The 19498-nt window shown below is 67.6% G+C and carries 20 protein-coding genes; 13 read left to right on the top strand and 7 right to left on the bottom strand.

Annotated features, from left to right (window positions below; genetic code table 11):
* Positions 1-4: 4 nt before the first annotated feature.
* Entirely contained in the window at positions 5-499 is a 495-nt protein-coding gene (locus MLE18_RS11840) for a peptidylprolyl isomerase (protein WP_272881632.1), read from the bottom strand.
* A 182-nt stretch (positions 500-681) separates the two neighbouring features.
* Here MLE18_RS11840 and MLE18_RS11835 point away from each other — a divergent pair, with 182 nt between their 5' ends.
* On the top strand, positions 682-930 hold the full coding sequence (locus MLE18_RS11835; protein WP_243439008.1) for a hypothetical protein: 249 nt from the start codon (positions 682-684) through the stop codon (positions 928-930).
* 19 nt (positions 931-949) lie between these two features.
* Here MLE18_RS11835 and MLE18_RS11830 read toward each other — a convergent pair whose 3' ends face one another.
* The 5 genes from MLE18_RS11830 to MLE18_RS11810 all read right to left on the bottom strand — a co-directional run bounded on the left by MLE18_RS11830 (position 950) and on the right by MLE18_RS11810 (position 6444).
* Positions 950-2002 (bottom strand): permease, encoded by a 1053-nt coding sequence (locus MLE18_RS11830; RefSeq protein WP_243439007.1) that lies wholly within the window; start codon positions 2000-2002, stop codon positions 950-952.
* Between the two features lie 229 nt (positions 2003-2231).
* Entirely contained in the window at positions 2232-3395 is a 1164-nt protein-coding gene (locus MLE18_RS11825) for an ABC transporter permease (RefSeq protein WP_243439006.1), read from the bottom strand.
* Position 3396: 1 nt separating this feature from the next.
* Positions 3397-4557 carry an ABC transporter permease gene (locus tag MLE18_RS11820; protein WP_243439005.1) on the bottom strand — a complete coding sequence of 387 codons (1161 nt, stop codon included), beginning with the start codon at positions 4555-4557 and terminating at the stop codon, positions 3397-3399.
* Positions 4532-5233, bottom strand: coding sequence for an ABC transporter ATP-binding protein (locus MLE18_RS11815; protein WP_243439004.1), 702 nt, complete (start codon positions 5231-5233; stop codon positions 4532-4534). Before MLE18_RS11815 ends, MLE18_RS11820 begins: the two co-directional genes overlap by 26 nt.
* Positions 5230-6444 (bottom strand): efflux RND transporter periplasmic adaptor subunit, encoded by a 1215-nt coding sequence (locus tag MLE18_RS11810; RefSeq protein ID WP_243439003.1) that lies wholly within the window; start codon positions 6442-6444, stop codon positions 5230-5232. Before MLE18_RS11810 ends, MLE18_RS11815 begins: the two co-directional genes overlap by 4 nt.
* 104 nt (positions 6445-6548) lie before the next feature.
* Here MLE18_RS11810 and MLE18_RS11805 point away from each other — a divergent pair, with 104 nt between their 5' ends.
* The 12 genes from MLE18_RS11805 to MLE18_RS11750 all read left to right on the top strand — a co-directional run bounded on the left by MLE18_RS11805 (position 6549) and on the right by MLE18_RS11750 (position 19085).
* Positions 6549-7367 (top strand): tetratricopeptide repeat protein, encoded by an 819-nt coding sequence (locus MLE18_RS11805; protein ID WP_243439002.1) that lies wholly within the window; start codon positions 6549-6551, stop codon positions 7365-7367.
* Positions 7364-8182, top strand: coding sequence for a cyclic di-GMP-binding domain-containing protein, MshE-related (locus tag MLE18_RS11800; RefSeq protein ID WP_243439001.1), 819 nt, complete (start codon positions 7364-7366; stop codon positions 8180-8182). The genes MLE18_RS11805 and MLE18_RS11800 overlap by 4 nt, the downstream gene beginning before the upstream one ends.
* A 97-nt stretch (positions 8183-8279) precedes the next feature.
* On the top strand, positions 8280-9008 hold the full coding sequence (locus MLE18_RS11795) for an amino acid ABC transporter ATP-binding protein (RefSeq protein ID WP_272881631.1): 729 nt from the start codon (positions 8280-8282) through the stop codon (positions 9006-9008).
* A gap of 30 nt (positions 9009-9038) precedes the next feature.
* Positions 9039-9854, top strand: coding sequence for an ABC transporter substrate-binding protein (locus MLE18_RS11790; protein ID WP_243439000.1), 816 nt, complete (start codon positions 9039-9041; stop codon positions 9852-9854).
* Positions 9855-9958: 104 nt separating this feature from the next.
* The gene (locus MLE18_RS11785) at positions 9959-10657 is read left to right on the top strand and encodes an amino acid ABC transporter permease (RefSeq protein WP_243438999.1); all 699 of its coding nucleotides are present in this window, start codon (positions 9959-9961) and stop codon (positions 10655-10657) included.
* A 3-nt stretch (positions 10658-10660) separates the two neighbouring features.
* Positions 10661-11356, top strand: a complete 696-nt coding sequence (locus MLE18_RS11780; protein ID WP_243438998.1) for an amino acid ABC transporter permease — start codon at positions 10661-10663, stop codon at positions 11354-11356.
* A gap of 131 nt (positions 11357-11487) precedes the next feature.
* On the top strand, positions 11488-14109 hold the full coding sequence (locus MLE18_RS11775; protein ID WP_243438997.1) for a hypothetical protein: 2622 nt from the start codon (positions 11488-11490) through the stop codon (positions 14107-14109).
* Positions 14110-14219: 110 nt separating this feature from the next.
* Positions 14220-15032: a methyltransferase domain-containing protein gene (locus tag MLE18_RS11770; RefSeq protein WP_243438996.1), complete on the top strand. Its 813-nt coding sequence runs from the start codon at positions 14220-14222 to the stop codon at positions 15030-15032.
* 14 nt (positions 15033-15046) lie between these two features.
* Positions 15047-15847, top strand: a complete 801-nt coding sequence (locus tag MLE18_RS11765) for a class I SAM-dependent methyltransferase (protein ID WP_243438995.1) — start codon at positions 15047-15049, stop codon at positions 15845-15847.
* Between the two features lie 8 nt (positions 15848-15855).
* On the top strand, positions 15856-16803 hold the full coding sequence (locus MLE18_RS11760; protein ID WP_243438994.1) for a glycosyltransferase family 2 protein: 948 nt from the start codon (positions 15856-15858) through the stop codon (positions 16801-16803).
* A complete protein-coding gene (rffA, locus tag MLE18_RS11755; RefSeq protein WP_243438993.1) occupies positions 16803-17939 on the top strand; it encodes a dTDP-4-amino-4,6-dideoxygalactose transaminase in 1137 nt (378 codons plus the stop codon). The genes MLE18_RS11760 and rffA overlap by 1 nt, the downstream gene beginning before the upstream one ends.
* Positions 17940-17969: 30 nt before the next feature.
* Positions 17970-19085, top strand: coding sequence for a DegT/DnrJ/EryC1/StrS family aminotransferase (locus tag MLE18_RS11750; RefSeq protein WP_243438992.1), 1116 nt, complete (start codon positions 17970-17972; stop codon positions 19083-19085).
* A 207-nt stretch (positions 19086-19292) separates the two neighbouring features.
* Here MLE18_RS11750 and MLE18_RS11745 read toward each other — a convergent pair.
* Positions 19293-19498 (bottom strand): hypothetical protein (locus MLE18_RS11745; protein WP_243438991.1); only part of this gene is annotated, 206 nt, incomplete at its 5' end.

Raw genomic sequence — 19498 nt, 5'->3', positions numbered from 1 at the left:
GGGGCTATTCCTCGCGCAGCACGCTGTTGATGGTCACGGGCTCCACTGGCACGTCGTCGTGGAAGCCGGCCCTGCGGGTGCGGACCTTCTTGATCTTCTCCACCACGTCCATGCCGTCGACCACCTTGCCGAACACGCAGTAGCCCCATCCGTCGGGGGTCTTGCCCTTGTGATCCAGGAAGAGGTTGTCGTTGACGTTGATGAAGAACTGCGCGGTGGCGCTGTGGGGGTCCATGGTGCGGGCCATGGCCAGGGTGCCCTTCACGTTGGAGAGCCCGTTGTCGGCCTCGTTGATCACGGGGGCGTGGGTCTGCTTCTCCTTCATGGTGGCGGAGAGTCCGCCGCCCTGGATCATGAAGTTGGGGATGACCCGGTGGAAGATGGTGCCCTCGTAGAAGCCCTCATCAACGTACTTGAGGAAATTGGCCACGGTCTGGGGGGCCTTGTCGGGGAAAAGTTCGATGGTGATCAGGCCCATGGAGGTTTCCATAAGTACCATGTGTGCTCTCCTTGCTGGCGCGTTCGATGTGCGGGGCATTTATCCCACATCCGGCCCGGAGTCCATCCCCGGCGGGTTTGAGTCCGAGCCTGGGCTGAATTGCGAAAAATGTAAATTTAAGGTGCATCCTGGGCAGGCGCGTGCTAGGCTAAAGCCAGAACAATTCCTCAAGGAGAATTCTTATGAACAAGTCAACATGGGAAAAAGTTTTCGAATATGCCTCCATGCCCGTCCACGGGACCCTGTCCCGCAAGCTGCGCAAGGGCCTGAAGATCCAGATCAACGAAGGCAAGGTCTACGAAGGCGCCGTGCTTTTCCTGGGCGAGGATTTCCTGCGCGTGACCGAGAAGAGCGGCGCCGAGTCCATCAACACCTACTATGACTGGGAAAAGCTGCTCTGCGTGCGCACCATCGGGCAGACCGAGGAATAACGAACCTTCCAGGGTATTCTCAGCACGGCCGGGGGGCGCGTCCTCCCGGCCGCAGTTTTTTGATCTCCTGCCGGGCCACCAGGCCCAGCAGCAGCGCGGCGCAGGCGTACGCGAACCAGCCTGCGGCCTCCTCCACGGAAGCGTGAACCCAGCCGGAGACACCCAGCCCGAGGCCCAGATAGAGGGCGTCCACGGCCAGGCCGAACAGCAGCGAGCAGCCCGCGATGCAGGCCAGGTAGATGCCCGTGGCGCGCAGCCCCAGCATGCGGGCCACCACGGTGATCCCGGCCGCGTTGGTGGCCGGTCCGGCCAGCAGGAAGACCAGGGCCGCGCCGGGGGAGAGCCCCTTCATGGCCAGGGCGGCGGCGATGGGCGTGGAGGCGGTGGCGCAGACATAGAGCGGAATGCCCAGGGCCAGCATGGCCAGCATGGGCCACAGCCCGGTGCCCAGGGCGCGCTCAAGGCCGTCGGCGGGCAGGAGCGCGCCGATGAGGCCCGCCACCAGCACCCCCAGCAGGAACCAGCGGCCGATGCCGGCAAGCATCTCCCCGAAGGAGTAGGCGAGTCCGGCCCGCAGCCTGGTGAGCAACGGCGGTTTGCGCGCGGCGAAGGCGTCCAGGGGGATGAGCGGCTTGGGCCTTGCTCCGCCGGGTGTTTCATCCGGGGCGAAGCGGTTCACCAGAACCCCGGCCAGGGCGCCGGTGACGAAGGCGGCAACGGGGCGCACGACGGTCATCAGCGGGTCGAGCAGGGCCCAGTTCACGGCGATGGAGTCCACGCCTGTCTCGGGGGTGGAGATCATGAAGGCCGTGGCCGCGCCCTTGCTGGCCCCGGCGTCGCGCAACCCGGCGGCCGCGGGCAGCACACCGCAGGAGCACAGGGGGATTGGCACGCCAACCAGCGCGGCCTTGAGCACGGGCCAGGGGCCTGTGCCGCCCAGGTGCTTGGTCATCAGGGACGGGGGCACGAGGGCTTTGAGCAGCCCGGCCAGGAAAAAGCCGAAGAGCATGAAGGGAGCCGATTCCAGCAGGACGGCCCAGGATTCGTTGAAAACGTGGATAATGAAACTCATTTTCAAAAACTAGTCCCGCCTGTCCGGGCTGTCAAGCGGAGCCCAAGACCCGGATGCCGTGAGTCCCCCGTGGCTGAAGAAGGAGGTGCGCCGTCACAAGGGCGAAGCTATAGAGGATTCCAAAGGAACTAAGTTCTTTTGGCCGCCGGAGGCCTCCTTCAGTTTCTTCATCCTCCTTTCGTTTCTGCGAAGTCATCCTCCCCTGTCCGCCCCTCATTCTGCTCGAATTTCACCCCGAGCGCAGCGCCTCCACGATGACCAGCCGCGAGGCGCGCAGCGCGGGCAGGAACCCGCCCACCACGCCCATGAACAGGGCGAAGCCCACGGAGGTTGCCGCGATCTCCCCGGTGAGGGTGAAGCCGAAGGCCAGCTCCGAGAAGGTCTGGAAGTTGGTTGTCGAAAACGTCAAAAATCCGAGCAGCGACGAGGCCGCCACCCCTGCCGCGCCGCCCAGGGCGCCCAGCAGCAGGGCCTCGGCCAGGAAGGCCAGCAGGATGTCCCCGCGCCTGAAGCCCAGTGCGCGCATCGTGCCGATCTCGGCTGTGCGGGTGGCCACGGAGGAGTACATGGTGATGCTCGCGCCCAGCATGGCCCCCACGGAGAAGATGCCCGTGAGCGAGACGCCCAGCACCTTCAGGAAGCGCGACAGGGCCTTGGACTGGTCCTCGTAGTATTGGCGCTCCCGCTTGACCTCGGCCTGGAGCCTGGGGTCGCCCTCGATGCGGGCCTTGTAGGCCTCGAATGCGTCCTGGTCGCGCAGCTTTGCGACCACCACGGAGAAGGCCTGGCGGCGGAAAGCCTGCATGAGCTGCTCGGCGTCGCCCCAGATCTCGGAGGAGAAGCCCGTCCTGCCCGCGTCGAACACGCCCACCACGGTCCAGTGGCGCTGCCCGAAGCGCATGGTCTGGCCCAGGCCCACGCCCGCGAACTTGGAGAGCACGCTCTGGCCCACCATGATCTCGGTGGAGCCGGGCGCGGGCATCCTGCCCTCAATGAGGCGCACCTGGGGCCGCAGCTCCAGCGACGTCTCCCCCATGCCCCGGATGACCACGTTGGACTTCTCGCCGTTGCGCTTGGGCAGCACGAAGAGCACCACCACCTCGCGCGCGGCCATGGTCCGCCCCTGGGAGTCGGTGGCCAGCTCCGGCTGGGTTGCCGCGATGCTGGAGACCTGCCGGTCCAGGGTGGACTGCACCTCCGTCTCGGAGCTCTTGCGCAGCACCACCACGTTGTCGGGGCTGCCGGTGGAGACGAGCGTCTGCCGCAGGCCCTCGGCCAGCATGAGCGTGGCCGTGAACACGAAGACCACCAGGGCCATGCCGCCCGCGGTGAGCACGGTTGTCACCCGCCGGGTGAGCAGGTTGCGCCAGGAGTAGCTCAGGGGGATGGCCACGTCAGCCCACCTTGCGCAAGGCCTGGGCGATGCCCACCCGGGCCGCGTACAGAGCCGGGTACACGGCGGAGAGCAGCCCCACGGCCACCCCGGCGACCAGGCCCATGATGATGGTCTGTTCGCTGACGAGGAAAACGGGGAAGAAGTCGGTCATGAAGGCGCCCACGGCCTCGGCGCAGGGCAGCACCAGGGCCAGGCCCAGGCACGCCCCGGTTACGGAGAGGGCCAGGGCCTCGCCCGCGATGAGCAGGGCCAGGGTGGAGGAGCTGAAGCCCAGGGTCTTGAGCACGGCGTACTCCCCGCTGCGCTCCCGTGCGGACATGGCCATGGTGTTGGCCGAGACCGCCAGGATGATGAGGACCACCACGAAGCTCACCAGCCTGATGGCCAGGATTATGGCCGAGGACATGGAGACGAAACCCATCTGGAAGGCCTTCTCGGTCTCGGTGAGGGTCTCGGCCAGGGAGTTGGCGAACTGGGCGTCGACGGCGCGGGAGATGTCCGCCGAGCGGGTGGGGTCGTCGATGCCCACCAGGTAGAAGCCCACGTAGCCCGCCCGGGTGGGCATGGTGGAGCGCAGGGTCTCGTCGAGGTAGGTCCAGTGGAAGAAGAACTGGCTCTCGTCGACCCCCGCGCGGGTGGCCTTGTAGATGGCGCGGATGGTGAAGTCCCAGTCGCCGGTGAAGATGGTGCCGCGCAGGGTGACCGGGTCCCCGACCTTCCAGCCGAAGCGCTTGGCCAGCTTGTCCCCCACCAGGGCGCCCTTGCGGTCGCGCAGCAGGGCGGTGAGCTGCTCCTTGTCCGGTACGGCGAGTTCCGGGTAGATGGCCAGCAGGGAGGGGATGTCGTAGGCGAAGTTGGCGAAGAAGTTCTTCTCGTCCACGTAGATGCCGCCGAACCAGTTGCCCTGGCTGACCTCGGTGACGCCGGGCACGGCGCGGATCTTCTCGCGGTAGGCCAGGGGCAGGGAGAAGGTCAGGGAGATGGCGTTGCGCGTCACAAGGCGGTCCGCGGCGCTGGCCTCCACGCCCGAGTACCAGGCGTCCACCAGGGTGCGCAGCAGCCCGAACGCCAGGATGGCCACGGCCACGCCCAGGATGGTCAGCACGGAGCGCAGCCGGTGGCGGAAGGCGTTTCTAACGGCCAGGCGTATCAGCAGCACGGGAGAGCTCCCCCTTGTCCAGGTGGCGCAGCACGTGGGCCTCCTGGGCGGCGCGCGGGTCGTGCGTGACCATGATGATGGTCTTTTCCAGCTCCTGGTTCAGGCGGTTCATCAGGGTGAGGATCTCCTCGGCGGAGGCGCGGTCCAGGTCGCCGGTGGGTTCGTCGGCCACAAGGATGTCGGGGTCGGTGACCACGGCCCGGGCGATGGCCACGCGCTGCTGCTGCCCGCCGGAGAGCTGGGCCGGGTAGTGGTCGCTGCGGTCGGAGAGGCCCACCGCGGCCAGGGCCGCGGCGGCGTGCTCGCGGCGTTCCCGGCGGGAGAGGTCCGTGAGCAGCAGGGGCAGCTCCACGTTCTCCTGGGCGGTGAGCACGGGGATCAGGTTGTAGAACTGGAAGATGAAGCCCACGCTGCGGCTGCGCCAGGCGGCTAGGTCGGTCTCGCCCAGCAGGGTGATGTCCTGCCCGTTGACCACGATCTCGCCGGAGTCCACCCGGTCGATGCCCGCCAGGCAGTTGAGCAGGGTGGACTTGCCCGAGCCCGAGGGGCCCATGAGGGCCAGGAACTCCCCGCGCCCGATCTCGAAGGAGACGTCCGTGAGCACGGGGATGGTCTGGCCGCCTCGCGTGTAGGACTTGTACAGGCGGCGGATCTCGATCAGGGGGCCGGAGCTCATTTCACGGCGGCCTCCACGCGGCCGCCGTCCTTGAGGGTGTCGGGCGGGGAGAGCACCACCTTGTCGCCGGACGCGAGCCCCGAGGTGATCTCCACCATGTCGCCCAGTTTCATGCCCAGGGTCACGGGGGTCAGGCGGGCCTTGCCGTCCTTGACCAGGAACACGGCCTTGGCGTTGTCCGGCCCGGTCACGGCGCGCAGGGGTACGGCCAGGCGCGGGGCCGTCTCCTGTGCGGTGGGGGAGCGCTCCAGGAAGGCCACCTTGGCGCTCATCTGCGGCAGGATGCGCTGGTCCAGTTCGTCGAAGCGCACCTTGACCATCACCGTGGCCTTGGACTTGTCCGCCGTGGGCACGATCATGTGCACGCGGCCGGGGAAGCGCTCCTCGCCGTAGGCGTCGAGCATGATCTCCACGGGCTGGCCCTGGCGCACCTTGGCCAGGTTCGATTCCGAGACGTCGGCCTCGATCTGCAGGGAGCCCAGGTCCGCCAGGGTGACCACCGAGGCCTTGGACGTGGTCGAGGCCGAGAGCGGGGTCACGATGTCGCCCACGTCCGCGCTCTTGGTGAGCACCACGGCGTCGAAGGGCGCGCGCACCACGGTGTACTCCAGGTTGGCCTTGGCCAGCTCCAGGCCGGCCTTGCGGGCGGCCACAAGGCGCACGGCGTTCTCATGGGCGGCCTGGGCCTTGCGGAAGCGGGCCACGGCCTGGTCGTACTCGGAGCGGGCCACCACCTTGCGCTTGTCCAACTCGCGGAAGCGGTCGTGGTTCAGGGTGGCGTCGTCGAGCTCGGCTTTTGTCTGATCCACCATGAAGCGGGCGGCGGACAGGTCGGCCTCGGCCTGCTTGAGCGCGGCGGCGACGTCCTCGCCCTCCAGCCGGGCGATCACGTCCCCCTTGCGTACGCGGCTGCCTTCCTCCACGCCCAGCCAGACCAGCCGGCTGGTGATCTTGGAGGCCACGGCGGACTTGCGGTCCGCCACCACGTAGCCTGTGGCGTTCACCAGGGTCAGGGCGCGGGTGGGGTGCACCAGCACGGCCTGGACCGTTTCAACCTGGGTGGTGCGGGGCGTCAGCCACCACAGGGCCAGGGCTAGCAAGGCCAGGGCGGCGAGCCATGTCTTGGCGCCGGGCCGCCAGCGGCGGCCGCCGCCTGCGGGGGCGTCCTCCGCGCCGCGCCTGATGCGCAGGGATTCGAGGTCGCTCTTCATGGAAGCGGTCTTTAGCCCATCGAAGCCCCGTGGTCATCAGCAAATTCGGTCAGGCGTACGCGCGCGTGGACGGTTGATGGGTAATTTGCTAGACACCGGGCACGATGACCGTCGACACCCACAAGCAGTCCGGGCAGGCCATCAAGGGCGTATTCTCCACCGAGAGCGTGACCGTGGTGGGCTTCGGCGCCACCAAGCGCCGGGTGAAGCAGACAGTGTACGTCTACGTGGAGGAGTCCCCCACGGGTGATATCGTCTGCCAGCCCCTCTCCCAGCAGTACGTGCCCCTGGGGCGCAAGCGCGTCATCGACCGGGAGACGCTGTTCAAATCCTTCATCCCCGCGCCGGACATCTACCTGGAGCACATGCTCCCGGCCCTGGCCTCACTGGAGAAGACGGTGGACCAGGCCGAGAAGCTGCGCGACGACGGGGCGCTCTTTTCCGCCGAGTTCGAGTTCAAGAACGCTCTGCGCCTGGACGAGCACCACGTGCGGGCCAGCTTCGGCCTGGGCCTGACCTATCTGGACCGGGGCGAGAAGGAAGGCGCGCTCCTGGTGTTCAGGCGCATATCCCGCCTCTCGGGCGCGACCGCCCCCGAGCACAAGCACCTCTTCAACGAATTCGGCATCAAGCTGCGCAAGGCGGGCATGCTCAAGCAGGCCATGCTCCACTACTGCAAGGCCCTGCGTCTGAGCCGGGACGACCAGAACCTCTACTACAACCTGGCCAGGACCCTCTACGAGATGGGCCGGCTCCGGGCCGCCAGGCGCATGCTGGACCAGGCCCTCAAACGCCAGCGGGACTTCCCGGAAGCCCGTTTGTTCGCGGACCACATCCGGGAGAAAGCCTTGGAGACCATCGCCGTCACCGGCCTGGAGCTCTCCAGCTTCGAGACCGCAGCCGCCAAACGGGGTGAGGGATGAGCCAGCTGTTCCTGGGGCATTACCTGCTGAAGCAGGGGCTGGTGACGCAAAACCAGCTTGACCAGGCCATCGCCCTGCAGATGGAGGCCAACCGCAGACTGGGTGACCTGGCCGAGGAAGCGGGGCTGCTCACGCCGGAGCAGGTGCGCTCCATCCTCGCGGCCCAGCGCGAGGCCGACCTGAGCTTCGGCGAGCTTGCCGTGGCCGGGGGGGGCGTCACCCGCGGGGATATGGACGACCTGCTCTTCCGCCAGCATGTGCACCAGGTGCACCTGGGCGAGGCCCTGTTGACGCAGGGCACCCTGAGCAGCGAGCAGTTCTGCCTCGTGCTTGAGGAATACTCCCGCCAGGAGGAGGCCCGCCACAAGGAGCTGGACGCGGTGCTCGGCCCCCGGGGGGAGGGCCGGGCCGTTCGCAGGCTGGTGGAGGCCCTGGAGCGAGCCTTCCCCAGGTTCGTGGGCTGTCCGCTCAAGGCCATTGGGGGGCTTGCCCAGGACGAGCTGGCAGGCATGGGCTACTCCTATGCCAGCGAGGTTCCGCTGAAGGGGGGCGGCGTGCTGCGCTACACCCTGCACTTGGGCGAGCGGATGCTGGCGGTGGTGGCCGAAGCCCCGGGCGCGTCGCGGGTGGTGTGCGGGGGGCCGGACGGGGCTGTTCGGTCCCAACTGGCCATGATCTGCGCCCATGCGGGGCTGGCGCTCTCTGGCGTTGCGCTCGGAGCGGGCCGCACGGACGGGCCGCAACGGGCCGTGCTGGTCCGCCTGGGTTGCCCTGAGGCGGAGATGGGGTTGTGCGCGTCCCAGGAGGGGGGCTGAGAGTCCCGGAGGGAAGGCCAGCCTTGACATGGCGGGATTTCCGGGTAATCTGCCGAGTTTGTCGATTGTGTTTATTTTTGCTGGAGGAACGAACCTGATGCCCATGATCGAATTCAAGGACGTGCACAAATGGTACGGGGATTTCCACGTGCTCAAGGGCATCGAGGAAGCCGTGGAACAGGGCGAGGTGCTGGTCATCTGCGGGCCGTCGGGCTCGGGCAAATCCACCCTGATCCGCTGCGTCAACCGCCTGGAGGAATACCAGCGCGGCACCATCCTCTTCGACGGCCGCGACATCCACGACTCCTCGGTGGACGTCAACCTGCTTCGCTCCGAGATCGGCATCGTCTTCCAGCAGTTCAACCTCTATCCGCACCTCTCCGTGCTGAGGAACGTCACCCTGGCGCCCATCAAGGTGCGCAAGATGGACAAGGCCGACGCAGAACGCCTGGCCCTGGACCTGCTTGAGCGCGTGGGCATCCACGACCAGGCATACAAATATCCGGCCGAGCTCTCCGGCGGCCAGCAGCAGCGCGTGGCCATCGCCCGCGCCCTGGCCATGCGCCCCAAGGTGATGCTCTTCGACGAACCCACCTCCGCGCTGGACCCGGAGATGATCAACGAAGTCCTCAACGTCATGAAGGACCTGGCCCGCGACGGCATGACCATGCTCTGCGTCACCCACGAAATGGGCTTCGCCCGCGAGGTGGCCGACAGGGTCATCTTCATGGACGGCGGCGAGATCATCGAGGAAGGGCCGCCCAGCGAGTTCTTCAAGAACCCGAAACACGAGCGCACCCGCGCTTTCCTGAAGGAAATCCTCTAGCCCAACCTGCAACCGCGAGGAGGTTCGACGATGAAGCGTTTTGCCGTTGCTGTTACGGCCATCCTGGTCCTGGCCTTGTCCGCCCTTCCGGCGTTGGCCAACAAGTTCGAGGACATCAAGAAGAAGGGTGTCCTGGTCGCCGGCGTGAAGGACTCCCAGCCCCCCTTCGGCTACGTGGACGAGGCCAGCAAGCAGATCGTGGGCTTCGAGATCGACCTGATGGCCGCCATAGCCGAGAAGATGGGCGTGAAGCTCGAGATCAAGCCCGTCACCTCCTCCACCCGCATCCCCATGCTCAGCCAGGGTGAGATCGACGTGGTGGCCGCCACCATGACCCACTCCCGCGAGCGCGATAAGACCATCGACTACTCCATCACCTACTTCTCCACGGATCAGAAGCTCCTGGTGAGGAAGGACGGCGGCATCAAGTCCGTGAAGGACCTGGCCGGCAAGAAGATCGGCTCCGCCAAGGGCTCCACCTCCGAGAAGAACGCCAAGGCCGCCCAGCCCCAGGCCACCATCATCTCCTTCGAGACCTACCCCGAGGCCTTCCTGGCCCTCAAGCAGGGCAAGGTCGAGGCCGTGACCACCGACGAAGCCATCCTGCACGGCCTGCGCAACAAGGACGACAAGCCCGACGACTTCGCCGTGGTTGGCGAGGCCATTTCCGCCGAGCCTTACGGCCTGGGCATCATCGAGAACGAGTCCAAGCTGCGCGACGCCATCAACTTCGCCCTGATGGAGCTGTGGACCGAGGGCAAGTACCAGCAGATCTACAACAAGTGGTTCGGCAAGGACACCAAGTACTACATCCCCCTGACCTGGACCATGGAACTCTGGCCCTAGCAGGCGCTTGACCGCCGGGGGGGCCCAGGCCCCTCCGGCTTTCCCCGCGCGAGGCTCCGCCTCCGGGCGGGACCGGGGCGCACCGCCCCGACAGGAGCAGCACGTTGGCGTATCAATTCGATTGGGGTCTCGTGGTCAGCGGGGAATACGGCGTCATGCTCGTCGAGGGCCTCGTCACCACCCTCAAGATTTCCGCGCTGTCCATCGTCCTTTCTCTGGGGATGGGCACGCTCATCTGCGTCATGCGCCTGACCAAGGTCAAGGCGCTCGAATGGCTCAGCGCCTCCTACACGGAGTTCTTCAGAAACACGCCGCTGCTCGTGCAGATATTCTTCTGGTATTTCGGTTCCGCCGCGGTGCTGCCCGTGGCCTGGAACAAATGGCTCTACGCCCAGGATTTCGAGTTCGCCGCCGGCGTTATCTCGCTCACGGTGTACACCTCCGCCTTCATCGCGGAGGACCTGCGCTCGGGCATCTTCGCCATCCCCAAGACCCAGTTGGAGGCCTCGCGCGCCTGCGGGCTCTCCTTCCTGCAGGCCATGGGCTACGTCATCCTGCCCCAGGCCTTCAGGATCATCATTCCGCCCCTGATTTCGCAGTTTCTGAACCTGATCAAGAACTCCTCCCTGGTGATGACCATCGGCGTCATGGACCTGACCTACATGGCCCGCCAGATCGAGTCCCAGACGTTCCACGGCTTCGAGGCCTTCACGGCGGCCACGCTCATCTACCTGAGCATCTCGCTGCTGGTCTCGGCCGCAATCCAGATCTACAACGTGCGCGTGCTGCGCCTGGGAAGGTAAGCCATGCACTGGGAAGTAGTCTGGAACAACATGAGCTACCTGCTCCTGGGGGCCTACCCCAAGGGGCCCCTGGGCGGTCTGGCCCTCTCCATCGTCATGGCCCTGGTGGGCATCTTCGGCGCGTTCTGGCTGGGCCTGCTGATAGGGGTGTTCCGCCTCTCCAAGCGGGCGTGGCTGCGCGTGCCCGCGCTGGTCTACATCGAGATCATCCGCGGCACGCCGCTCCTGATGGTCATCTTCTGGTTCTATTTCCTGGCCCCGGTGGTCATGGGCAAGAGCCTGCCGGGCGAGCAGGCCGCCATGATCGCGCTGATCGTGTTCACCAGCGCCTACATCGCGGAGATCGTGCGCGCGGGCGTGCTCTCGCTGCCCAAGGGCCAGATGGAGGCCGCGCGCGGCTCGGGGCTTTCCCACACGCAGGCCATGATCTACGTGATCCTGCCGCAGGCGCTGTTCAACATGATCCCCTCCTTCGTGAACCAGTTCGTCTCCCTCACCAAGGACACCTCCCTGGGCTTCATCATCGGCGTGACCGAGCTGACCAAGGCCGCCACGCAGATCAACAACAGGACCATGAACGCCCCTTCGGAGATATTCATCGCCATCGCGGCGCTCTACTTCGTGATCTGCTACGTGCTCACGGCGTTCTCGCGCAGGTTGGAAAGCAGGATCAACCGCTACCAGGCCCGTGGGCGCTAGTGTCGCGATTTTGAAAAACATGGCATGTTTTTCAAGATTAAATTCAATGGTTTTCGTGTGTTGCGCACCGGAACCATATGGGCGAATTTCGCGTACGCGACACTAGGAACTCGGCGCACCGAGGGGAGAGCATGACAAGCGGCCGCCGTCCTCCCGGGTGCGGCCCGGACCAGGGGGGCGGGGCCCAGCGGCCGCCGGTCGCGGTGCTGCTGGCCGTGCTCCTGCTGCTGGCCGTGCAGCTCACGGCCATCATGGGCCTGCGCGGCGCAGCCGACCCCGAGGGCTACCCGCTCAACACCTCCAAACCCTTGCGCGTCAACACCTTCGAGGACGACGGCGTCATCGGGCTGCGCGCGGCCCTGGGCTACTCCACCCTGCACGAGGACCGCTTCTCCTACCTGTTCGGCGTGGGCGGGCCGGTGCTGCACGCGGCACGGCCGGTCATGGCCGCCCTGGACCGCCTGGGGCTCATCACCCGCTTCGAGGACCCCTCCCTCTACCTGCTCTACCCCCGGGAACTGGAGCGCGCCTACAAGGCCTTCGCCGTGTACCAGCTGCTGGCCTTCACCATGTGGCTGCCACTGGCGGGCTGGCTGCTGCTCTCGCGCCACGTCTCCCGCCCGGCGGGGATATGGGCGGCCTGGCTGCTGGCCCTGACCCCCTTCCTCACCGGGTTCGAGACGCGGCTCAAGCCGGACAGCGCGGCCCTGCTCATGGGCATTTTGAGCCTGCACTTCGCCCTGAACCACCTCCGGGACGGCGGGCGGCGCAACCTGCTGGCGGCCTGGGGGCTGCTGGGGCTCTCGGCCTCCATCAAGCTGACCTGCGTGCCCTTCGCCGGGGTGCTGCTCTGGCTCGGCGTGGTCAGGGCCAGGAGGGACGGCGCCCCCATGCTCCCCTGGCTGGCCCAGGCGGCCGCAGCCTGCGCCGCGGCCTTCCTGGCGGCCAACCCGCTGCCGCTGTTCGGGCTGGCCAACATCGCGCGCTGGCTTGGCGGCTACATGCAGGTGATGCACGCGCCCCAGGCCCAGGAAACTGCGGCCCAGAGCGGGAACCTGGGTCAGATCCTGCGCCACCTCCTCACCCTGGACGTATTCTTCGGCCCGGTCCTGAAGTGGGCCTACCCGGCCGCACTGGTCGGCGCGGGGCTGCTCTGGGCAGGCAAACGCTTCACAGTGACGGCCTGGGCCGCGCTCTGGGCGGCCTGCCTGCTCCAGATGGGCTACATGGCCGTGGCCGCCGGGCGGACCTTCGCGGAGATCACCTACTACTATTACACCTCCTCGGCCTTGGGCCTGCTGCTGCTGTCCTGCGGACTGGGCTGGGTCCAGGAACGTCTCGGGGAACGGCTTGCGGGGCGGGATCTGGCTAGGCGGGGCATGACGGCCGTCCTGGCCGCGGCGGTGTTGTTGCCCCTGGCGAATGCGGACCTGGCGGCGCTGCGTTTCGTGACCTCGCCCTCCAACCGCCAGCTCTGCCACGGCTGGATCGAGCGCAACGTGCCCCAAGGTGCCAGCGTGGGCGTGCCCCTGGGCGACTCGGGGCAACCGGTGTCGCAGTTCCTGCGTGTGGACCCCTTCCGCTGGGCCGTAGTGGCGGTGGGGGTACGACTCGAATTGCTGGCGGAGCGCAGGCCCGGCTATCTGGTCACCGTGTCGGACAAGTTGGGCGAGCCCGCGCCGGACGTGCCCGGCTACAGCCTGGTGGCGAGCTTCGACGGCGCCGGGACGCTCCCACGCGACCAGATCGGTTTGTTCCAGGACGAGGTCTTCCGGGTGTACCGCTGCGAAGGCCAGCCCCTCCCGCCAGCGGGAAAGGCCCAGGCAGAGCTGGCCCTGGGCGATCTGGTCCGGAGCGACCCGGAGCAGGGCTTCCAGGTGCTGCAGTACCAAGCGACCCGCTTTTACCCGATCACGCTCGATCTGTTCGCCAAGTCGGGCGGCACGCTCCTGCCGTACCCCACGGCGGCGCTGGCTGGCAGCCTGCGCCACGCCTCCTCCCCGGCGGCGTTCGTGCACCATGCGGGTCCCCTGGCGCTGACCCTGTGGGGGGTGAAGTATGTCTTCGCCCGGCAGGACGGCGAGTTCCGTGACAACGCCCTGGGCCCCTACGGCCTGGAGCGCCTGCCCGCCCCCGGTATCCCCGGCATCGCGGGCGGGGAGGGCGAGCCCGCCGCGTTCCTGTATCCGGGCTACGGCGGGCAGGCCTTCTTCGCGCCGGACGCGCCCTGGACGACCCAGGCCGCCACCCGGGGCCTTGTGCGCCTGCGCCCGCTGCCGGGCGCCGGGCGGCTGCTGGAGAACCCAGGCGGCGGCCCCGTGGAGGTGCGCCTGGAGATCGAGTCGGACGGCCCAGCGGACGTGGTGCTCACGGGCGGCCCGGCGCGGCGCTCCTACCTGGCCGGGCCGGGAGCCACGGTGCTGCACGTGCCCTACGAGGGCGGGGACCATGTGGATTACGAGCTCAACCCGGCAAAAGCGGGCGGCACGGTGCGCCTGCTCAAGGCCGAGGCCAGGCCCATGCCCCTGGCGGGCGCCCCGGTGATCTCCCGGGCCAGCGTTACTGCTGCCGCGTCCTTCGCGCAGTTGGAGCCCGGCGCACCCGGGCGGGTGCTCTTCGCCCTGCCCTGGCACCATCGCTGGAAGGCCGAGGTGGACGGCAAGCCCGTGCGCCCCGAGCCCGGCCCGGCCGGGGTGGTGGCGGTGCCGGTGCCAGCCGGAGCCCGCCAGGCGGCCCTGCGCTTCGCCGATTGAGCCAAGATTGAGCCAGGATGGAGGCAGGAGCGCCGCCCTTGCGGTCGCCCAGACCTTGGAGTAGAAGCGGCGAGCTTCCGTCAGGAACCCTCCAGGACACGCAACCCTATATGTCCAAGCACGAGATCATCCTTTCCCTGCTCACAAAGCCCTATACCCTCGTGGACGGGGTCTTCCACTGCGTGGAGGCGGTGCCCGCCTCCAAGAGTGCTGGCGGCGGCCTCGCGGGCGGCCTGCAGGGCTTCCTCAAACGCTGGCCCAGGCTCTACCGCTTCCTGGTGGAGGCCTTCTCGCCGGTGCTCGTCTCCCGTGCCATGCGGGAAGGTCTGGCAAAGGCCCTGGCCGAGTGCCCCCCGCCCATGACCGTGGTCAACCTGGGTAGCGGCCCCCTGGGCCTGCCGGGCCGCCCGGACATCATCAACGTGGACATCACGCCCTTCGACTGCGTGGACATCTGCGCCGACGCGGCGGACCTGCCCTTCCCGGACGCCTCCGTGGACTGCCTCTTCAACCTGGCCATGCTGGAACACGTACCCGACCCGCAGGCCGTGCTGGCCCAGATGCGCCGCGTGCTCAAGCCGGGCGGACGCGTCTGCTGCTTCATCCCCTTCGGCCAGCCCCTGCACGCCGCCCCCTCGGACTACAACCGCTGGACGCAGAGCGGCGCGCTGGAGCTGTTCAAGGATTTCGAGCGGGTGGATGTCGCCGTCGGGGCAGGGCCCACGTCCTGCTGGCTCTGGATGACCGTGGAGTGGCTCTCGCTCGTTTTCAGCTTCGGCAACGCCAAGGCCCGGGACCTGCTGGCCCTGGGGCTCATGCTGGCCCTCTTTCCGCTCAAACACCTGGACCGCCTGCTGGAGCGCCAGCCCGGCGCGGAGCGCATCGCGTCCGGGTTCTTCGTCACCGCCGTCAAAGGCGCGTGACCGCTGGAGAAACCATGAAGGCCAAACTGGAAGATTCCGGCATCAAGGAGCATTGGACGAGCCAGGCCAAGCGCCACGGCGCGTCGCACTGCGCCTCCTGGTCCGACGCCAACGCCATCGAGATCGAGAAGCGGGTCATCGCACCGCGCCTGCGCACGGGCTCCCGGGTGCTGGACATCGGCTGCTCCAACGGGCACGCCACCCTGTCCTACGCGCAGGCCATCGACATCGACATCACCGGCATGGACTACGTGCCCGAGATGATCGAGGCCGCCCGTGAGCACCTGCGCGAGGCCGCCTCCGGCCTGCGCGGCCGCGTCAGCTTCGAGACCGGCGACATCCGCGCGCTGCCCTTCGAGAGCGACAGCTTCGATACGGTCATCACCACCCGGGTGGTCATCAACCTGCAGAACCCCGAGGCCCAGGAGCAGGGCATCCGCGAGTGCCTGCGCGTGGCGCGCCCCGGGGGCGAGGTGCTGCTCTCCGAGGCCACCCTGCAGGGCCTCGAAGCCCTGAACCGCCTGCGCGCGGAGTTGGGCCAGAAGCCCCTCTCCATGCCCGCCTTCAACCTCTACCTGGACGCCGAAACCCTGGCCGCAAAGGACTGGGGGCCGGGCGTCACGGTGGAGGCGCTGGAGTTCTCCAGCACCTATTACCTGTTCACACGCGTGCTCAAGCCGCTGCTGGAGCATCTGCCCGGGTCCCTGGTCAAGGCCGCCGACCCCCTGAGCGAGGTCAACCGCCTTGCCGGGATGCTGCCCTCCTGGGGGGACTACGGGGTGCAGAAGCTGTTCATCCTGCGTAAAAACGGCTAGGAAGCCCCATGTCCATGCTGGATATTTCCGTCGTCATCCCCGTGTACAACGGCCGCGCCACCCTTCCCGCCCTGTGGGAGCGCTTGCGCGCCGTGCTGGACATCTGCGCGGGGAGCTTCGAGGTCGTCTTCGTGGACGACGCCAGCCCGGACGGCAGCTGGAGCGTCCTGGAGGAGCTGGCCGCCGCCGACCCGCGCTGCAAGGCCATCCGCATGATGCGCAACCAGGGCCAGCACAACGCGCTGCTCTGCGGCATCCGCGCGGCCACGTACCCGGTCATCGTCACCATGGACGACGACCTGCAGCACCCCCCGGAGGAGATCCCCCGGCTCCTGGAGGAGTTCGCCAAGGGCCACGCCGTGGTCTACGGGGCCTGCGCCCAGGAGCAGCACGGCCTGCTGCGCAATCTGGCCTCCCGGTTGACCAAGCGGGTGCTCCAGCAGGCCATGGGCGTGGCCGCGGCCCAGAGCGTCTCGGCCTTCCGCGTGTTCCGCACCGAGCTTCGCGACGCCTTCGCGGACTGCCGCAACCCCCTGCCCAACATCGATGTGATGCTCTCCTGGGGCACCACGCGTTTCGGCGCGGTGCAGGTGCGCCACGAGCCCCGGCGCGAGGGAGTTTCGGGCTACAACCTGCGCAAGCTGCTCATCCACGCCGTGAACATGATCACCGGCTACACGGTGCTGCCCCTGCAGCTGGCCAGCCTGGTGGGCTTCGTGCTGACCCTGGCGGGCGTTGGGCTGCTGGCCTTCGTGCTCGGGCGCTACCTGATCCAGGGCACCACCATGCAGGGATTCCCCTTCCTGGCTTCGATCATCTGCATATTTTCCGGTGCGCAGCTCTTCGCGCTGGGCATCATCGGGGAATATTTCGCCCGCATGTACCTGCGCCTCATGGATAAGCCCGTCTACACCGAGGCCCAGCGCCTGAATTTTCCGGAGCGCCCCAAGCAGTGATGAACTACCGCATCCCCTTCAACCGCCCCTGTTTCGCCGGGGCCGAGCAGCAGCACATCATCGAAGCACTGGCCAGCGGCAAGATCTCCGGCGACGGGCTCTTCAGCCGCAAGTGCCACGAGCTTCTTGAGCGCGAGCTCGGAGCCGCCAAGGTGCTGCTGACCACCTCCTGCACGCACGCCCTGGAGATGGCGGCCTTGCTCCTGCGCCTGGAACCGGGCCAGGAGGTGGTGGTGCCCTCGTTCACCTTCGTCTCCTCGGTGAACGCCTTCATCCTGCGCGGGGCCAAGCCCGTTTTCGCCGACATCCGCCCGGACACCCTGAACCTGGACGAGAACGCCCTGGAGGGCCTGCTGACCCCGGCCACCAGGGCCGTGGTGGCCGTTCACTACGCCGGGGTGGGCTGCGAGATGGACCGCATCCTGGAGCTCACCGCCCCGCGCGGCGCGGCCCTGGTGGAGGACAACGCCCACGGCCTGTTCGGCACCTACAAGGGCAGGCCTCTGGGCAGCTTCGGGGCCCTGGCCACCCAGAGCTTCCACGAGACCAAGAACTTCACCTGCGGCGAGGGCGGCGCGCTGGTCGTCAACGACGCCGAGCTGGCCGCCCGGGCCGAGATCATCCGCGAGAAGGGCACCAACCGCTCCAGCTTCTTCCGGGGCGAGGTGGACAAGTACACCTGGGTGGACCTGGGCTCCAGCTACCTGCCCTCCGAGGTGCTGGCCGCCTTCCTCTACGCCCAGTTGGAGCAGCGCGAGCGGATCCAGGCCAAGCGCCGCGCCATCTGGGAGCGCTACCAGGCGGGCCTGGCGGACTGGGCCGCGTCAAACGGCGTGCGCCTGCCCTCCATCCCGGAGCACTGCGGCCAGTCCTACCACATGTTCCACATGCTCATGCCCTCGCTGGAGAGCCGCCAGCGCCTCATCGGGGAGCTGAAGGCCAAGTCCATCCTGGCCGTATTCCACTACGTGCCCCTGCACCTTTCCCCCATGGGTCGCAGCTTCGGCGGCCGCCCCGGGCAGTGCCCCGTGGCCGAGGACCTCTCGGACCGCCTGCTGCGCCTGCCCTTCTACAACGACCTGGACGAGGCAAGCCAGGACGAGGTCATCGAGGCCGTGGCCTCTTTCAGACCCTGAGCCCGCCACCCCCCACCCGCGAGGACAGCCATGAAGGTTGAATTCTACCGCCACGCCCTGGACCAGGCGGATATCGACAAGGTCGTCTCCGTGCTCGGCTCCGTGTTCCTGACCACAGGCCCGGTCACCGCCGAGTTCGAGCGCAAGTTCGCCGCCTACACCGGCGTGCCCCACGTGGTCTGCGTGAACTCCTGCACGGCGGCCATGCACCTGGCCCTGGAGGCCCTGGGCATCGGCCCCGGGGACGAGGTCATCACCACCCCCCTGACCTTCATCGCCTCGGCCACCTGCGTTGAGCACGCCCGGGCCAAGCCCGTGCTCGTGGACGTGGACGCCGCCACCGGCTGCATCGACCCCGCCGCCGTGGAGGCCGCCATCACCCCGCGCACCAAGGCCATCATCCCGGTGCACCTCTACGGCGTCATGTGCGACATGCCCGCCCTGCGCGCCATCGCCGACCGGCACAACCTGCGCATCATCGAGGACTGCGCCCACTGCGTGGAGGGCGAGCGCGACGGCGTGCGCCCTGGGCACCTCTCCGACGCGGCCTGCTACAGCTTCTACGCCACCAAGAACCTGGCCTGCGGCGAGGGCGGCGCGGTCATCACCCGCCACGAGGAGCTGGCCCGCGACGTCAAGCTGCTCACACTGCACGGCATGAGCAAGAACGCCGCCGGGCGCTATCACGGGGCCTACCAGCACTGGGACATGCTGCGCCTGGGCTGGAAGTGCAACCTGGACGACATCCACTCCGCCCTGCTGGTCAACCAGCTGGACCGCCTCGACGGACTCTGGGCCAGGCGGAACGAGATTTTCAAGCGCTACGAGGCCGCCTTCGAGGGCAAGGTGCACCGCCCCAAAGTGGTCGGCAAGAGCGGGCACCACCTCTACACCGTCTGGGCGGAGCCGGAGCGGCGCGACCAGATCCTCCACGGGCTGCAGCAGCGCGGCGTGGGCGTGGCCGTGAACTTCCGGGCCATCCACAACCTGACCTGGTTCAAGGAGACCTTCGGCTTCAAGCGCGGAGACTTCCCCAACGCCGAAGCCATCGGCGACAGGACCATCTCCATCCCGTTCTACCCGAAGATGTCGGACGCCGAGGTGGAGTACGTGATCGAGAGCGTTCTCGCGGAGTTCGCGGGATAGCGGACTGACGAAACGCTGTGAACGATGACGGGGCGGGCCTGATGGGCCGTCCCGTTTTTGTTGGGGTAGAGAAAGTGGGGAGGGGGAGGGGCCTCCGGCGGCCAAAGGGAGTTCCTCCCTTTGGAATCCCTTCCAGCTTCGCGTCGGGAGCGGCAACACGAATCATGGCGGACTGTTTTCGACGTGCCGTGATGGAAGGACAGGGTTTTATTCAGAGGCCGCAGGAAACGGCCAATACTCACCGGTAAACCAGGGATTCCGCCATGCTCCCGCGAAGGACCACTGGCGCGGCGGTTTGCGCGTTGGCGGATTCCTGAAGCGTTCAAATGCATCCGCCATGAACCGAAGCGTCTCGGGGTCGGGCCGGTGCGGGGGCGGCGGAAGTTCTTCAAATACATCAGCCGCCCCCGCAC

The sequence above is a fragment of the Fundidesulfovibrio soli genome (genome assembly GCF_022808695.1).
In the GTDB taxonomy this organism is placed as follows: Bacteria; Desulfobacterota; Desulfovibrionia; order Desulfovibrionales; family Desulfovibrionaceae; genus Fundidesulfovibrio; species Fundidesulfovibrio soli.
This window is presented reverse-complemented; position numbering and strand designations above follow the sequence as displayed.

Excerpts from the sequence above, each read along its gene's own strand:
- MLE18_RS11830 (WP_243439007.1), bottom strand. The coding sequence starts at position 2,002 with ATGAGTTTCATTATCCACGTTTTCAACGAATCCTGGGCCGTCCTGCTG.
- MLE18_RS11750 (WP_243438992.1), top strand. The coding sequence starts at position 17,970 with ATGAAGGTTGAATTCTACCGCCACGCCCTGGACCAGGCGGATATCGAC.
- MLE18_RS11780 (WP_243438998.1), top strand. The coding sequence starts at position 10,661 with ATGCACTGGGAAGTAGTCTGGAACAACATGAGCTACCTGCTCCTGGGG.
- MLE18_RS11795 (WP_272881631.1), top strand. The coding sequence starts at position 8,280 with ATGCCCATGATCGAATTCAAGGACGTGCACAAATGGTACGGGGATTTC.
- MLE18_RS11810 (WP_243439003.1), bottom strand. The coding sequence starts at position 6,444 with ATGAAGAGCGACCTCGAATCCCTGCGCATCAGGCGCGGCGCGGAGGAC.
- MLE18_RS11775 (WP_243438997.1), top strand. The coding sequence starts at position 11,488 with ATGACAAGCGGCCGCCGTCCTCCCGGGTGCGGCCCGGACCAGGGGGGC.
- MLE18_RS11805 (WP_243439002.1), top strand. The coding sequence starts at position 6,549 with ATGACCGTCGACACCCACAAGCAGTCCGGGCAGGCCATCAAGGGCGTA.
- MLE18_RS11770 (WP_243438996.1), top strand. The coding sequence starts at position 14,220 with ATGTCCAAGCACGAGATCATCCTTTCCCTGCTCACAAAGCCCTATACC.
- MLE18_RS11800 (WP_243439001.1), top strand. The coding sequence starts at position 7,364 with ATGAGCCAGCTGTTCCTGGGGCATTACCTGCTGAAGCAGGGGCTGGTG.
- MLE18_RS11815 (WP_243439004.1), bottom strand. The coding sequence starts at position 5,233 with ATGAGCTCCGGCCCCCTGATCGAGATCCGCCGCCTGTACAAGTCCTAC.
- MLE18_RS11840 (WP_272881632.1), bottom strand. The coding sequence starts at position 499 with ATGGTACTTATGGAAACCTCCATGGGCCTGATCACCATCGAACTTTTC.
- rffA (WP_243438993.1), top strand. The coding sequence starts at position 16,803 with ATGAACTACCGCATCCCCTTCAACCGCCCCTGTTTCGCCGGGGCCGAG.
- MLE18_RS11790 (WP_243439000.1), top strand. The coding sequence starts at position 9,039 with ATGAAGCGTTTTGCCGTTGCTGTTACGGCCATCCTGGTCCTGGCCTTG.
- MLE18_RS11760 (WP_243438994.1), top strand. The coding sequence starts at position 15,856 with ATGTCCATGCTGGATATTTCCGTCGTCATCCCCGTGTACAACGGCCGC.
- MLE18_RS11765 (WP_243438995.1), top strand. The coding sequence starts at position 15,047 with ATGAAGGCCAAACTGGAAGATTCCGGCATCAAGGAGCATTGGACGAGC.
- MLE18_RS11835 (WP_243439008.1), top strand. The coding sequence starts at position 682 with ATGAACAAGTCAACATGGGAAAAAGTTTTCGAATATGCCTCCATGCCC.